Origin of the sequence: Abyssibacter profundi (genome assembly GCF_003151135.1) — a bacterium.
GTDB classification, from domain to species: domain Bacteria; phylum Pseudomonadota; class Gammaproteobacteria; order Nevskiales; family OUC007; genus Abyssibacter; species Abyssibacter profundi.
The window spans coordinates 97,242-112,323 of sequence record NZ_QEQK01000005.1 but is presented as its reverse complement, the minus strand read 5'-3'; the positions used below and the strand labels follow the sequence as shown (position 1 = coordinate 112,323).

Here is a 15,082-nt window from a genome sequence, read left to right as displayed (position 1 = left end):
TCGGCGCGTAATCTAGGCTCCCCCACATTCGCGCAGATTCATTGCCACTAATGTACGCCATCATCGGGGCCGGCCCCACGGGGTTGAGCATGGCCCGCAATCTCCAGAAGCTCGGCCTGCCCTTCATCGGCTTCGAAATCCACCATGATGTCGGGGGGCTGTGGGATGCCGACAGTCCGACCAGCACGATGTACGAGTCGGCCCACCTGATCTCGTCCAAACGCATGACGGAATTCAAGGAATTCCCGATGGCCGACGACGTGGCCGAGTACCCGCATCACAGCGAACTCAAACGCTACTTCCAGGACTACGCCCGACATTTCGAGCTGTACCCGCATTTCGAATTCGACACCGAAGTCGTACGCGCCGAGCGTCAACACCCGGCCCCCGATGCCCCCTGGCTGATCACCACGCGGTGCAAGGGCCAGGAGCAGACGCGGGAGTTTGCCGGCCTCATGCTCTGCAATGGCACCTTGCACGAACCCAACCAGCCCGAACTGCCCGGAGCATTCGCCGGCCGTGTCATGCACTCCAGCGAGTACAAGACCGCCCGCGACTTCGCGGGCCAGCGCGTCCTGATCATCGGCTGTGGCAACTCGGGGGCCGACATTGCGGTCGATGCCGTGCACCACGCCAAGAGCGTGGACATGTCGCTGCGTCGCGGCTACCACTTTCTGCCCAAGTTCGTGCTGGGCCGGCCGATCGACACCCTCGGCGCCGGCCAGATCGCCCTGCCCCGGCCAATCAAGCAGTTTATCGATGGCGCCGTGATCAAGGCCCTGGTCGGCAAACCTTCCGACTACGGGTTGCCCGACCCCGACTACAAGCTCTACGAATCCCACCCGGTGTTGAATTCGCTGTTGCTGCACTACGCCGGCCATGGGGATGTCACTGTGCGCAAGGACGTTCGGCATTGCCAGGGGCTCACCGTGACCTTTGAGGACGGCAACAGCGGCGAGTACGACCTCATCGTCCAGGCCACCGGCTACAAGCTGCACTACCCCTTCATCGACGCGGCCGAGTTGAACTGGACCGGGGCAGCACCCGAGCTCTACCTCAATTGCTTCCACCCCCACTCGGACAATGTGTTCATGATGGGCATGGTCGAAGCCACCGGGCTGGGCTGGGAGGCGCGCAGTCGCCAGGCCGAGCTGGTTGCGTTGTATATCCGGCAACTGCACAACGGGGCCGCATCAGCACGGCGGCTGCAGCAGGCCAAGGCGGAACAGGCCGGGGAACGGCTGGATGGCGGCTACGCCTATCTCAAGCTCGACCGCATGGCCTACTACGTCAACAAACAGGTCTATAACAAAGTGCTCACCCGCCATATCGATGCCTTGCGAGCCGACCTGCCGGCCAAGGCGGCTTGATGAACATTCTGATCACCGGCGCTGGCGGCTACATCGGCCGTCAGGTGGCCCGACAGCTCGCCGAGCAGCATCACGTCATCGGCATTGATCTGCGCAGCGACAGCGACGCCGGGTTCGACCTGCGCGCCATGGACATCCGCAATCCGGCGCTGCGGGACCTGGTGATCGACCAGCAGATCACCCATGTCATCCATCTGGCGGCCGTGCTGGAATTCAGTGGTGACCGCGCCCGCGACTACGACATCGACGTCAATGGCACCCGCAACGTGCTCGATGCCTGCCTGGCGGGCGGCGTGCAGCACCTAACCGTGACCAGCAGCGGCGCAGCCTATGGGTATTACGCCGACAACCCGGCATGGATTTCCGAGACCGATCCACTACGCGGCAATGTTGAAATGCCCTATGCCGATCACAAGCGCCAGGTCGAGGAATTACTGGCCGAGTACCGGCAAGCCCATCCCGAACTGACCCAGCTGGTGCTGCGGGTCGGCACGGTGATCGGGTCCGGCACGCGCAATCTCATCACCAATTTGTTCGAGAAGAAGCGCCTGCTTGCGATACGTGGCTATGACTCGCCGTTCGTCTTCATCTGGGACCAGGACCTCGTCGGGATTATTCGCCACGGCGTGGAAACCGGTCATGGCGGCCAGTTCAACGTCGCGGGCGATGGCTGCCTGACCATGGATGAGTTGGGCGCATTGCTGGGCAAGCCCGTACTCAAGCTGCCGCTACCGCTGATCAAGGCGGGGCTGATCATCGGTCACCGCCTGGGTCTGAGCCGCTATGCCCCGGAGCAGATCAAGTTCATCCAGTTCCGGCCGGTGCTGGACAACCAGCGGCTCAAAGACGCATTCGGCTACGTGCCCGCCAAGTCATCGCGCGAGGCCTTTCTGCACTGGCGCGACCACCAGCGGGCCGAGCGCTAGCAGCACTGCGCAGGCCTGAGGGAGGCTCCAATGTTGTCACCCCGCTGTTTGCTCCTCCTGCTGACCAGCACGGTGCTGGCCGCCTGCAACGGCGCATCGCAGGTTGCCGAGGACGGCGCAGCCACCGGCACGGTCAGCGTGACCCGGACCGCAGGCGGCGTGCCGCATATCGAGGCCGCCGACTGGTTTGGCCTGGGTTATGGCTATGGCTACGTCGCCGCCAAGGATGCGATTTGCCGGATCGCCGAGTTCTACATCACCGCGGCAGGCGAGCGATCACGGCACTTCGGCGCCGATGCGGATTTCCCGTTCCCCGCCAACGGCTTTACCTTCAACAACCTCAACAGCGATTTCTTCTTCCAGCTGATTCGCGCCCAAGGGACGGTGGAACGCCTGGCTGCCCAACCGCCGCCTCTGGGGCCGGGGCCAGAAATTCGAGACCTGTTCGCCGGGCATGTGGCCGGCTATAACCGCTACCTGGAGGACACCGGCGTCGACCAGCTCAGTGACCCCGCATGTCGTGGCGCCGACTGGGTCAAGCCGATCACCACAGACGACGTGTTTCGCATGGCCTACACGCTGGCCATCTTCGCGGGTTCGGCACCGTCTGTGGACGGGATTGGTGGCGCGGCGCCCGTGGCCGAAGCCAGTGCCGGCGACTTGCCGGCGGTGATAGCGGGATTGCGCCAGGCCGGTGACTGGCAGCCCGGTGGACACATGGCCAGCAATGCCGTGGCCATCGGCACCGAGGCCAGCGCGGACGGCATCCCCATACTAATGGGCAACCCGCACCAGACCTACAACGACTCCGGCATCTTCTATCAGGCAAGCTTTCGTATCCCCGGCGAGGCGGAGCTGTCCGGTACCAGCTTTCTGGGCCTGCCGTTCATCGTGATCGGCACCAACCGCGATGTGGCCTGGTCGCATACGACCTCGTCGGCTTTTCGGTTCACGCCCTATCAGCTGACCCTGGCCGGTCCGTACAGCACTGTCATCGACGGCGCGGTCGAACCGATGCAGGCCTGGCCACTCACGGTGGAAGCCCGACAGGCCGACGGCCGTCTCACCACGATCAACCGCACGCTCTACACCACCCGTTTCGGCCCGATGGTGACGAACATCGCCGGCCTGCCGGTGTTCGCCTGGACGCCGGCACTGGGCTTTGCACTGGCCGATCCGAATCGCGAGAACATGCGCTACCTCAATCACTTCGTGCGCCTGGCAAAGGTCCGGACGGTGCGCGAGTTCGAATCGCTGCTCGATACCCTGCAGGGCATTCCCTGGGCCAACACCATTGCCGTCGATCGCGGGGGCGAGGCGTTCTACGGCGACATCACCGTGGCCGCCAATGTTGAGGACGACAAGGCCATCGCCTGCGGATCGGCCGCGGGACTGGTCTCGTTTCCCCTGCTGGGCCTACCCATACTTGACGGCAGTCGATCGGACTGCGCCTGGGATGACGACCCGGATGCGGTTGCCCCCGGCATCCTCGGCCCGGACCGGTTGCCCCGGTTGTTTCGATCGGACTACGTTAGCAACTCGAATGATTCGCATTGGCTGACCCATCCGGACCAGCCGCTGACCGGCTTTCCGCGGATTCTGGGCGAAGAAGGCACGGAGCGGCGGCTGCGCACACGCCTGGGCCTGACCATGATCCGCGAGCGCCTCGCGGGAACCGACGGCTACCCCGGCGTCGGCTTCACCCATGACATCATGAAGGACTGGGTCTTCGGCTCGCGCCAGTACCTGGGCGAGCTGTGGCGGGATGAACTGGTCAGCCTCTGCAACACGCTGGGCATCGCGGTCGGCAGCGCCGGACCGGTGGATGTCTCCGAGGCCTGCAGCGTCCTGGCCGCCTGGGACCTGACCACCAACCTGGACGCGCCGGGTGCCCTGCTGTTCCGGCGTATCGCCGGCCGACTCACAGGCCAGACCCTGCCCTCCGGCACCACCACCCAGACCCGGTTGCCCGGCACGCACGCGTTTCTCACGCCTTTCGACCCGGACGCGCCCATCGACACACCCAGCGGGCTGAACCCGTTGCACCCCAGTGTGCAAACCGCCCTGGCTGATGCGGTCACCGAGCTGAACGACGCCGGCATCGCGCTCGACGCCCGCCTGCGCGACTATCAGTTCATCGAACGTGCGGGCCGGCGCTATCCGCTACATGGCGGCATCGATCGCATGGGCTCGTACAGCATCATGAATATCGACTGGGACCCGGCCGTGGGCTATGCCAACCCCTACCATGGGAATACCTATACCCAGGTCGTGAGCTTCCCCCCACAGGGCTGCCCCCGCGTGTCGACGATCACCACCTACGCGCAGTCACCCGACCCCAGCTCGCCCTACCACGCCGACCAAACCGCGCTGTACGGCGACAAACAATGGCTGGAAGTCCCGTTTTGCCAGGCCGCGATTCGCGAACAAGCCATCGAAAGGCTGGAGCTCACGCTGCCCACTGCCAGCCGGTAGACCGAAGCCCAGCGGGTTGCGATCAAGCGATCACCGCGAGCACCCTGCAACAACGATAGGCACGTGGCAGAAACCCGGACGAACCGCCACAATGCCAAGGGAGACGCTGATCTATTCGCGGCGCGAATAATCCAGGACTTCCCCCGCCGGTCACGCCTTGCCGGCAGCCATTCTGACGGGCCAGGACCATCTTGATGAGTAAGCCATCGGCACGCCCCGGCACCATTGGCTGGGTCGACCTAACCGGCCCAAACGCCGGCACGCTTAAGGATTTTTACGCAGCCGTCGTGGGTTGGCAGGCCGAGGCGGTCCCCGTCGACGACCATCAGGACTATGCCGTGGGCCCGCCCGGCGCCGACCCGGTTGCCGGGATCTGTCACGACCTCCCCCCAAACCAGGGTCTACCGGCCCAGTGGCTGATCTACATCCACGTCCTTGACCTGGATGCAGCGGTCCGTGCCTGCCTCGACCATGGAGGTGAAGTGCTGCGGCCGGCACAATCCGAGCAAGCCCCGCGATTCGCGGTCATTCGGGACCCGGTGGGTGCGGTCTGCGCGCTGTACCAGGCCGATCCCCTTCAAACACAACAAGCAGGAGACACCACATGAGCAAAATTTCGACCGAACGCGTTGGCCACATCCTCAAGATCGGATTTGATCGCGCCGACAAGTACAACGCCTTCGATCTGGACATGTGGCGGGAGCTGTCGGAAGCCTTTGCCGAACTGGATCAGGACGACGAACTACGCTGCGCCGTGGTCTATGGCAACGGCAAGCATTTCACGGCAGGGCTGGAATTAACCGACTGGCAGGAGGTGTTCTCCTCTGGCGCCTGGCCGAAGCCCGACGCAGGACTTTGCGATCCCGTGGGTCTGCACCCGGACCGTCGCGTCTCCAAGCCGCTGGTCTACGCCATCCACGGCATTTGCTACACCATCGGCATCGAGCTGATGCTCGCCGGCGATATTCGTGTGGCGGCCACCGGCACCCGCTTCGGCCAGATCGAGATCAAGCGCGGCATCTACCCGGTCTGCGGCGCCACCACCCGGTTCATCCAGAACATCGGCTGGGGCAATGCCATGCGCTACCTGCTGACCGGCGATGAGTTCGGCCCGGAAGAAGCCCAGCGCATGGGGCTGATCCAGGAGATCGCCGAGCCCGACCAGGTGGTTAACCGCGCCATGGAGATCGCAGAAACCATCGCGGCCCAGGCCCCGCTCGGCGTCCGTCAGACACTGGTGTCGGCGCGAATTCAGCAAGCCACACTGGAACAGGCCGCCATCCAGCAACTCCTGCCAGACCTGAAGCCGATCATGGCCTCCGACGATGTCAAAGAGGGCGTGCAATCGTTCGTGGAACGCCGGCCGGCCGAGTTCAAGGGCCGATAGGGGCGGCGGCGGGCGTAGTCGCCTCTGCTCGAGTGCACGCGCCCGCCGTACCTATTTTTCGACAAACGCGCGTTCGATCACATAGTCCCCACGCTCTCCGATTCCCGGCGAGATCGTGAATCCACGTTCGTCCAGAATCGACGCCGTGTCCTTGAGCATGCCGGGACTTCCGCAGAGCATGGCGCGGTCATGCGCCGGGCTCATCGGCGCCAGGCCAAGGTCATCCGTCAACTTGTCGCTGCGGATCAGGTCCGTAATGCGTCCACGGTTGTGGAAGTCCTCACGCGTCACGGTCGGGTAGTAGATGAGCTGATCGCCGACCAGATCGCCCAGGTATTCGTGCTCGCGCAGTTCATGTTCGAGCACATGGCGATAGGCCAGATCGTTCTCGTAGCGCACCCCGTGGACGACGATGACCTTTTCGAACCGCTCGTAGCTTTCCGGATCCTTGATCAGGCTCAGGAACGGGGCCAAGCCCGTGCCCGTGGCCAGCAACCACAGGTGGCGGCCTGGGTTCAGGTCGTCCAGCACCAGGGTGCCGGTGGGCTTGCGACTGACATAAATCTGATCGCCTTCTTTTAGGTGCTGCAGGCGACTGGTCAGCGGCCCATCCTGCACCTTGATACTGAAGAACTCGAGAAAGTCCTCATGGTTGGCGCTGGCAATGGAGTAGGCGCGCAGCAGCTTTTTGCCTTCGACATCCATACCGACCATCACGAATTGGCCGTTGCGGAAGCGCAGGGCTTCGTCGCGTGTGGTGGTGAAGCTGAACAGGGTCTCGTTCCAGTGATGAACACTGAGCACGGTTTCGGGAGCTACTGCGGCCATGGTGTCTGTCGCCTGTGCGCCTTGAATGGGCCTGCGACGATAGGGATGGCAAGCACCTGCCGCAATGCAACATCCACTTTTGTTATATGGATCAAACGCTTCCTGACATGCAGGTCAGCCAGCCGCTGTAAGGCCAAATGAGAACGCTTCCGGTAATCATTCAAATTGTCCTGAAAAATCAGCAACTTAGCTTGATGGGCGGCGGCTAGGGGCGTATTCTCGCGCCCACTTCACATCAACAGCCCGGACGTGCCGGCCACAGGAGCATAGCCATGAAAGGCGACAGCAAGGTCATCGAATACTTGAACGCCGGTCTGAAGAACGAGCTGACCGCAATCAATCAGTACTTCCTTCACTCGCGCATGTTGCAGGACTGGGGCATCCACGAGCTGGCCAAGAAGGAGTACGAGGAATCCATCGACGAGATGAAGCACGCCGATGCACTGATCCAGCGCATCCTGTTCCTCGGCGGCCTTCCCAATCTGCAAGATCTCGGCAAGCTATTCATCGGCGAGACCGTGCAGGAAATTCTGGAATGCGATCTCAAGATCGAGATGCAGGCCCATCCGCTCTACAAAGACGCGGTTGCCCATTGTGAAGAAGTGGGTGACTACGTGTCGCGCGAGCTGTTTGTGCGGATTCTCGAGTCGGAAGAGGAGCACATCGACTTCCTGGAAACGCAGTTGTCGCTAATCGGCAAACTCGGGGAACAGAACTACACCCAGTCCCAGGTTGGAACCGACCCCAATCAGGAAACCGACCCGGCGATGTAAATCCGGTGAAGAGGCGGCCCAGCGGCCGCCTCTCTTCCCTAGAGTTGAATGCCGGCCTGTTGCCAGCCGCGCTTGATACGGCCGGTGATCCGGGCGGTTTCGTGGATGCTCACTGCCACCTCGCGATCCAGCCGCACATCTCCTTCCACCCGTGTGCCCGGCCCGATTACCAGGCGCGGCACGCTGCGAAGCTGGCCTTCAGGGCGCTCGTAGACGATATCGCCGACGATGACGCTGTTCGCGCCGGTGTCGATCGAGCTATTCACCGTCTCGATACCGCCCTCGATGCGGGCGTTTTCGAAGCTGATCTGACCGTTCACGGTTTCGATTCCGCCGCGTACACGGGCACCCGGCCCAAGCTGGATGTCACCGTTGACGCTTTCGATCCCTGCGTCCACACGCAGCGCGGCCCCTGCGGTGATGCCGCCGTTGACTGACTCGATATCACCGGCCTCCACATGATCACCCAGGGTGATCGCGCCGTTGACGACTTCGATGCCCTTCACCTGGCATCGGTCGCCCACGGCAATCGAACCATTCACGGTCTCCAGCGACCCCACCTGGCTATTCGGCCCGATGCGTATGGCGCCGTTGATCAGCTCAAAGTCGGCGGAGGGGTCATTCACCCGCTCCACATCGACGCCGGCACAGGCGGAGGTCGCCAGCACCAACGCGCAAAGTCCAACCCAGCGCCCCATCTTCCGTTGATTCATTCCAACCATCTCCCATGTCATCGGTACCGGGCACTTGCGCACGGCGCATGCCAGTCACGCGCCCTTTGAAATTCAGATACTTAGACGCGAGCCAGGCATGAACCCCTGCTGATTCCGGCCAGTCTGACCGAAATTTGGTGATCTCCCCGGTGTACCGCTCTGGATGGCTGACCGGCACGAACCGTCGCGCGCAGTTCAATGCGCTTACAATGCGAGGCCTCCCCCACACGCGAATTTGCCTGCATGGAACTGTTCATCGACTCCGCGGATATCGAAGAGTTGCGCCGCTGCGTGGCCGGCGGTCTGGTAGACGGCGTCACCACCAACCCCTCGCTGGTTGCCAAGACGGGGCGTCCGTTCCACGAGACCGTCGTCGCCATCTGCGAGCTCGTCGGTGGACCGGTGAGCGCCGAGGTCACGGCCACCGATGCCGCACCCATGCTGGAGCAGGCGCGTGAACTGGCCGCGCTGCACGAGCACGTCGTCGTCAAGCTGCCGCTGACCCGGGACGGCCTGCAAACCTGCCGGGCGCTGGCCGATGACGGCATCAAGACCAACGTCACGCTGTGCTTCTCGGCGGTCCAGGGCTTGCTGGCAGCCAAGGCCGGCGCGACTTACGTGTCGCCGTTCATTGGCCGCCTGGATGACATCGGTCAGGCGGGCATGGACCTGATCCGCGATCTGCGACAGGTCTACGACAACTACGGCTTTGAAACCAAGGTGCTGGCCGCCAGCATCCGCCACACCGAGCATTTGCTCCAGGCTGCGCTGGCAGGCGCTGACGCCGCCACCATTCCGGCCGGAGTCTTCGACAAGCTGCTGAACCACCCGCTGACAGACAGCGGGCTGGAGCGCTTTCTGGCTGACTGGAAAAAAGCCGGGCTCTAAGCCGGCACGACGGGTTCCGGGCTACCCCACCCGGGACCCGCGGTAGACCAGGCCGGTGCGCGGCCGCTCATCCGCCTCGGCGCGGCCTGCAGCCCGCCCGGACGACTCCACCGGCACACCGCGATACATCCGCGGCGCCGCGGGTGACGGCGGGGCCTGACGCAGGCGATCCAAGGCCGCTGCCAGTACGGACCGGAGCTCGGCCACGCGAAACGGACGCACGAGATCAGCCCGGGCTTGGTCTCTGCGATCAGCCAGGGTGATCTGCTGCTGGCGACCCTGCGCGGGTGGCGGTGCGGATGCGGCAGCCGCAACGATGAGCAAGTCGGCATCTGCCGCACCGGCCGGCACGAACTCGGCGCCCAGTTGTGGGCCCAGACTGTTCATCGCCGACAGCAAACCGCGTTGCTGCGATTCAACCAGATCACGCCACCCCACCCGAACGGTCATCCGTGGCTGCTTCGCCATGATCCACTCCCTGGATACGTGGCGTGATGCGCTGCAACATCCGCGCCAGACAATCTGGCCGCTCATCAGGACGTTGCGCACGTTAATCGGCTGACCTTGCACTGCAAAAGCATCTCGCAGCGCACAAAACGCCCGTTTGATGCGGCTTTGGCAAGCTGCCCCAACAGACCGTTGCCGGGTTCACGCAGGCTTCGCGTGGTCGTGCTATCCCACGGCTGCGGCGGCGGATGCCCCGCCGCCCCGTCAGCCTTGCGGGTTGACGTTCATGGAAGACGAATGGAGGCAACATGAAACGCACGCTCGGTGCACTACTTGTGTGCTGCGGATCGATCATGAGCTGGGAGGCCTTCGCCGCCCCCTGCCTGATCTTCATCCACGGCAAACAAACCGATACCAATACCTTCACCAGCTGGACCGCTGCCCGCGATTACTGGAAGAACGGCAGCGATGACTTCATCCAGACGGCCACCAAGAACTTTGCGACTGACTACTACGTGGTGGGCTATAACGGGTCCCAGGCCTATTGGGATGCCGATGCGGCCGGCCATGTCGCCAATGAGATTGTCGCCGCAACCAACGGCACGGCCGATGGCGGAGGCAACAGCTGCGGCACCACCCACGCCCAAGGAGGCAGCTTCTGGATCGTGGCCCACTCCATGGGCAACACGGTGATGGACTTCATCCTCGGCAACAACGACAGCTCGGACCCCAATTACAACTACAACGGCCCCTACGACACCGTCGCCAGCCGGATCAGCCTGAGCATCAGCCTGTCCGGCGCCCATCGCGGCTCCGAAGGCGCCGATGCGGTCTGCGGGCAATCCAGTGGCGGCTGTAACTGGGCGGCCAGCTGGATTCAAAGCTGCGATACGGCGACCTACTGGCTGCGCTCCTCCGAAGACGTGCAGGTCCGCGCGTTTTCCAGCGCCCCGGCCAAGAACGTCTATCTCACCGGTGGTTATGAAGCGATCTTCGGCGCCAGCGCCTGCCTGTCCGGCGAGGATGACGGCGTGGTCCAGTATGCGTCGATCTACGCCTGCAACGGCTCGGCCACAACCAGCTATGACAATAGCGATGCCTGCGGCAACGGCAGCAAGCAGGAGGTTTCGGGCTTCTTCAATCTGGATGCGGCCCATGAGAACCATTCCGACATCCGCGACGCCTCGGATTCAGACACCCGTCGGTCGATCCCGGATGGCATCTGGACCTGCAGCGGAAGTGCCTGTTCACCGAACACCGTGGTTCAGAGCAGCATGACCTCCGCCGAATTCGTCAGCATCCTCTACTAGCCGCCACAGGAGACATCCATGCGAATCATCGCAAGCTTGATAGCCGGCGGCCTCATGACCGCCACAGCATCCGCCCAGACGGCCACCCTGCCGGACCTGGCTGCACATGCGGCAGCCAGCGCCGCCGAGCAGGCCCGGTATCCAGCCTGGTCCCAACCACTACAGGTGGACAGCGATCCCATCCTCAGCGCCCGTGAGATCAGCATCCAGTCGGTCCGTGGTCCCAACGGTGAGGCACCCGCCCTGCAGGCCTGGGCCTCTACCGTGGCGGCGCAACCCGGCGAGACCATTGAGTTGTTTGCACAGCTAGCCTGGCTGGATACCGAACAATCTCCCTGGGATCAGCTGCGCGGGGCCACCGGAGACTGGTCCATTACGGCCGAACTGGTCACCGAGGCCGGGCAGCCATTGGCCAGTCTGGATTACACGGACAGCGGTCGGGGCCTGGATACCGTGGCCGGTGACGGGGTCTTCACCACGGCGCTGACGCTGGACCCCACCAAGGCCCCACCGCTGGGCCAGGCCAGCAGCGTGTTGGTGCGACTCACCGCCACGGCGCCGGACGGCAGCGTTCGCAAGGGGTCGACCGGGTTTCTCTACAGCAACCCGGCCGCCGAGCTCACCGGCAAATTCAGGCAGCGCATTGAAGACGGGCACCTGGTGGTCCTGGCGGAGGCCACGGTTGCAGCCCCTGGCCGTGTCCACCTGGAAGGCAGCCTGGCGGATCTGGCCGGGCAACCGCAGGCCATTGCCCAGACAGCCCAGGTCTTGTCACCGGGCGTGCACTGGATTCCCCTGCGTTTCCACGGTCAGCTGATTCGCGACCTGGGTCTGGTGGATGCCCTGCGCCTGCGGGCCATCACCCTGCGGTCCACCCAGGGCATGCCCAATGCCATCGGGCCGGTCCTCACCGACGCGTTTGTCGTAGCGCCGCTACCGCTGGATCAGCTGGTCGGCGATACGGCCGCCCCGGCTTCCGGCCTGTTGGCGGGCGGCTAGCCCCGTCAGCTGCATGCGACGCCGGCCGAGTGCATGGCCGGCGTCGTTGTACTCGCCCGGCTCTGGGTTGTGATCCTGCCCGCCGCGCAAGGCGTGCCAGGAAAGCACCGAACGGCCGCCTTATCCAGCGAGTCGAGCCAGGCCTTGCGCGACGCGACGATTCACCCCAAACGAGTTCAGCGCGCAGCCATCACCGCTGCGATCTGCTCGGCCCGCGCCTCGCGTAAAGCCAGGCAAAGATCGATGCGCTCCAGGGTCTGCGCATAGGCCCGCGGTGCACCCATCAGGTCATCCACCCGGGGTTCGAAGAAGCGAACCACCTCGGCCCGTCGTGACTCGGAGCAGAAGTGCTCGGCGGTCTCGACCAGACGGTCTTGGGCATAGTCGGGTAGACGTTCACGAATCGCCTCGAAGTCCTGGCGCAACCAGTCCCAGGCCTGGGCCCGCGTTGCTGCGGTCTCGAACTGCTCACGCAACACCTGGATGACTTCATTGCTCCGCAGCCCCTCACCCAAGGCGCGACGCTGCACCTCGGACACCACATCGGCTTGGGGGGCCCGCGACAAGGCCTTGAGTATGCGCTGACGCAGGATGGCATCCGTGCTGGCGTCAAACCGACGCCATAGCCGTTGTGCGAAGGCTGCCCCGCGCTCGATGACACCGGCCTGCAACGCGGGCCCGATGAGATCACCACTGAGCGCTTCCAAATCCATGGCGCCATCGGATGGACCGATATAGGCATCGGCGCGCTGGGCCAGCTGCGCTCGCAAGGCCGGTGCATCGGCGTCTTCGACCAGAATGCGCGCCAGCGCGCCACGCAGGGACGCCGTATTGGCAGACTCGTCCGGCCGGGGGTCTAACCCCAATTGCTCGCTCAATTGCGGAGCATGCACCGAGGCCAGCCGCGCCTTCATCGCAGCCCGTACAGGCGCGTCCACCAGCTGCGACTGGTATTCGGCCCAGGCCTGGCTAAGCCGCGTCGCCACTTCGTAGTTTGGCTGCTGCGCCAAGACGGGCAGCGCATTGGCCAGCACATCAAACGGGACCACGCCAGCGCGGAAGCCGGCATCGAGGCTGTCGATGAGCGACAGCTGTTCGGCCGGTGTGAGCTGGTCCAAGCGCTGAAGCAAAGCAGTCCAGCCCTCGGCGGACAGGCTCCAGCGGTAGTAGCCGGCACCCCCGGCATTGGGCAGCAGGGCCTCGGGGCAGCGACCCAGCGGGATCGAGGCGTCCGGCTCGGTCAACAGATGACAGACCTGCTCGCGCTGGTCGCCGCTTAGCGCCGCAACACACACCGGCACCTGCCAGCGGCGATTGGCATCAATCGCAGAGCCCAGCGGGCGGTAGCGCGACTGCCGCAGCGTCAGGGTGGGTGAGTCGTCCGCACAGTCCAGGCCGGTTTCTATCAGCGGCACACCGGGCTGTTCCAGGAAGCTACGGAACGCCGGCACGACATCCGGATTCTGGCTGCCATCGGCAATCGACTGCATGAAGTCTTCCGCTGTCGCGACACCGTGGGCATGGCGCTCCATGTGCAGACGGACACCATCGCGGAATGCTGTCTCGCCCACGAATCGCTCGAACATCGACAGCACCGCCCCACCTTTGCGGTAGGTGATGCCGTCAAAGGCGTTGAGGATGTCGTCGTTGGAGGTGATGGGCTGGCGAATCTGCCGGGTGGACTGCAGCGAATCCGTGGCCATGGTGTCCAGCGCCCGGCGCTGGGCCTGCAGCGGCAGGAGCAGATCAGGCCGCCAGGCGTCGGCGGCCTTGTAGGCCATCCAGGTCGCGAATGCCTCGTTCAGCCAGATGTCGTCCCACCAGGCCGGTGTGACCAGATTGCCAAACCATTGATGGGCTAGCTCATGGGCGTGAACCATGCCGAAGCTGCGCTGCTGCCCCAGTGAGGCATGCGCATCCAGCAGTAGCAACTGCTCCCGGTAGATGATGGCCCCCACGTTTTCCATCGCACCAAAGGCAAAGTCGGGCGCGGCGATGATGTCCAGCTTGGGATAGGGATGTGGACTGCCGAAGTAGGCTTCCAGCGGTGTCAACAACGCCTCGGTTTCGTCCAACGCGTAGGCCAGCTGCGGCCCCTTGCCAGCTGCTGCAACGCCCCGAAACGGCAGCGGAATATCGCGCACCGCATTGGCGGGTAGCGGCCCCGGCTCGCGCATGTCGAAGGGGCCAACCGCAAACGCAATGAGATAGGTGGGCAGCGGCGGCGTGGTTTCAAAGACGTGGCGAATTGCACCGTCGATGGTGGTTTCGCTGCGCCGCACCGGCGTGCTGGTGATCACCACATCGCCGGGCCGGGCCGATACGGCCAGGTCAAAGGGCACCTTGAAGCGGGGCTCATCGAATCCCGGAAACGCCAGCCGCGCCGAAATCGCCTCGAACTGAGTGAAGGCATAGGCCCGGTCGTTTTCGACGACCTTGTAGAGCCCGTCCAGCGTGGTGCTGAAATCGGCCTGGTACTCCAGCTCGAGTTGCGCCTGACCGGCCGACACGGCCACGGGCAGCGTCAACAACGCCACACCGCTGTCATGCAACTGGGCATAGTCTGCGGTCATCCGCGTTTGTCCCGCGGTCAGTGTTGCCGCGGACACCTGCAAGCCGCGGCCATGCAGGTAAATCCGGTCCACCGGCTCGGTGATCCGCACGTCGATGGTGACGCGCCCCGCAAACTGATCGCGGACCGGATCAATCTCGAGATCCAGCGCGTAGTGCGTGGGAATCACGGCTTCGCCGAGCTGCCCCAGCGGGAGGTCTTGCTCACGGACCGGCAGCTCCGCGGTCGGCTGCACCCAATCGGTCACGACCTCGGTATCCGGCGCCTCCGGCTGGCCCTGCCCGCAGGCCACCAAGCCGGCCACCAGCAGCCCCAGGCCGAACCCGCCAGCCAGTCGAAAGGGGCCGCCCCCCGGCCCGATCTTGGTCGTCATGGTATTACGTCCTTAGGTAAC

The 15,082-nt window shown here is 64.1% G+C and carries 13 protein-coding genes; 9 read left to right on the top strand and 4 right to left on the bottom strand.

What is annotated here, in order from left to right; genetic code table 11:
- The first annotated feature begins 50 nt into the window (after window positions 1–50).
- From DEH80_RS06300 to DEH80_RS06280, 5 genes are all read left to right on the top strand, one after another.
- Window positions 51–1,370, top strand: coding sequence for a flavin-containing monooxygenase (locus DEH80_RS06300; RefSeq protein ID WP_109719638.1), 1,320 nt, complete (start codon window positions 51–53; stop codon window positions 1,368–1,370).
- Window positions 1,370–2,296, top strand: a complete 927-nt coding sequence (locus DEH80_RS06295) for an SDR family oxidoreductase (protein WP_109719637.1) — start codon at window positions 1,370–1,372, stop codon at window positions 2,294–2,296. The genes DEH80_RS06300 and DEH80_RS06295 overlap by 1 nt, the downstream gene beginning before the upstream one ends.
- A 30-nt stretch (window positions 2,297–2,326) precedes the next feature.
- Complete coding sequence (locus DEH80_RS06290) at window positions 2,327–4,771, top strand: penicillin acylase family protein (protein ID WP_109719636.1); 2,445 nt, start codon at window positions 2,327–2,329, stop codon at window positions 4,769–4,771.
- A gap of 194 nt (window positions 4,772–4,965) precedes the next feature.
- Window positions 4,966–5,379, top strand: coding sequence for a VOC family protein (locus DEH80_RS06285; RefSeq protein ID WP_109719635.1), 414 nt, complete (start codon window positions 4,966–4,968; stop codon window positions 5,377–5,379).
- Window positions 5,376–6,158 (top strand): crotonase/enoyl-CoA hydratase family protein, encoded by a 783-nt coding sequence (locus DEH80_RS06280; protein ID WP_109719634.1) that lies wholly within the window; start codon window positions 5,376–5,378, stop codon window positions 6,156–6,158. Before DEH80_RS06285 ends, DEH80_RS06280 begins: the two co-directional genes overlap by 4 nt.
- A 51-nt stretch (window positions 6,159–6,209) precedes the next feature.
- Here the strand turns inward: DEH80_RS06280 and DEH80_RS06275 are convergent, their stop codons facing one another.
- A complete protein-coding gene (locus tag DEH80_RS06275; protein WP_109719633.1) occupies window positions 6,210–6,986 on the bottom strand; it encodes a ferredoxin--NADP reductase in 777 nt (258 codons plus the stop codon).
- 272 nt (window positions 6,987–7,258) lie between these two features.
- Between DEH80_RS06275 and bfr the strand changes: the two genes are divergently transcribed.
- Window positions 7,259–7,759, top strand: coding sequence for a bacterioferritin (gene bfr / locus DEH80_RS06270; protein WP_109719632.1), 501 nt, complete (start codon window positions 7,259–7,261; stop codon window positions 7,757–7,759).
- A gap of 38 nt (window positions 7,760–7,797) precedes the next feature.
- On the opposite strand, the gene DEH80_RS06265 is transcribed toward bfr, so the two are convergent.
- Complete coding sequence (locus DEH80_RS06265; RefSeq protein ID WP_133249139.1) at window positions 7,798–8,472, bottom strand: DUF4097 family beta strand repeat-containing protein; 675 nt, start codon at window positions 8,470–8,472, stop codon at window positions 7,798–7,800.
- A 243-nt stretch (window positions 8,473–8,715) separates the two neighbouring features.
- On the opposite strand from DEH80_RS06265, the gene fsa reads away from it, so the two are divergent.
- Window positions 8,716–9,360 carry a fructose-6-phosphate aldolase gene (gene fsa / locus DEH80_RS06260; protein ID WP_109719630.1) on the top strand — a complete coding sequence of 215 codons (645 nt, stop codon included), beginning with the start codon at window positions 8,716–8,718 and terminating at the stop codon, window positions 9,358–9,360.
- Between the two features lie 21 nt (window positions 9,361–9,381).
- Here fsa and DEH80_RS06255 read toward each other — a convergent pair whose 3' ends face one another.
- Window positions 9,382–9,828, bottom strand: coding sequence for a hypothetical protein (locus DEH80_RS06255; RefSeq protein WP_109719629.1), 447 nt, complete (start codon window positions 9,826–9,828; stop codon window positions 9,382–9,384).
- Window positions 9,829–10,115: 287 nt separating this feature from the next.
- Here DEH80_RS06255 and DEH80_RS06250 point away from each other — a divergent pair, with 287 nt between their 5' ends.
- A complete protein-coding gene (locus DEH80_RS06250) occupies window positions 10,116–11,117 on the top strand; it encodes a hypothetical protein (protein ID WP_133249138.1) in 1,002 nt (333 codons plus the stop codon).
- 18 nt (window positions 11,118–11,135) lie between these two features.
- Entirely contained in the window at window positions 11,136–12,116 is a 981-nt protein-coding gene (locus DEH80_RS06245) for a hypothetical protein (protein ID WP_133249137.1), read from the top strand.
- 176 nt (window positions 12,117–12,292) lie between these two features.
- On the opposite strand, the gene DEH80_RS06240 is transcribed toward DEH80_RS06245, so the two are convergent.
- Window positions 12,293–15,061 carry a M1 family metallopeptidase gene (locus DEH80_RS06240; RefSeq protein WP_109719626.1) on the bottom strand — a complete coding sequence of 923 codons (2,769 nt, stop codon included), beginning with the start codon at window positions 15,059–15,061 and terminating at the stop codon, window positions 12,293–12,295.
- Between the last annotated feature and the right edge of the window lie 21 nt (window positions 15,062–15,082).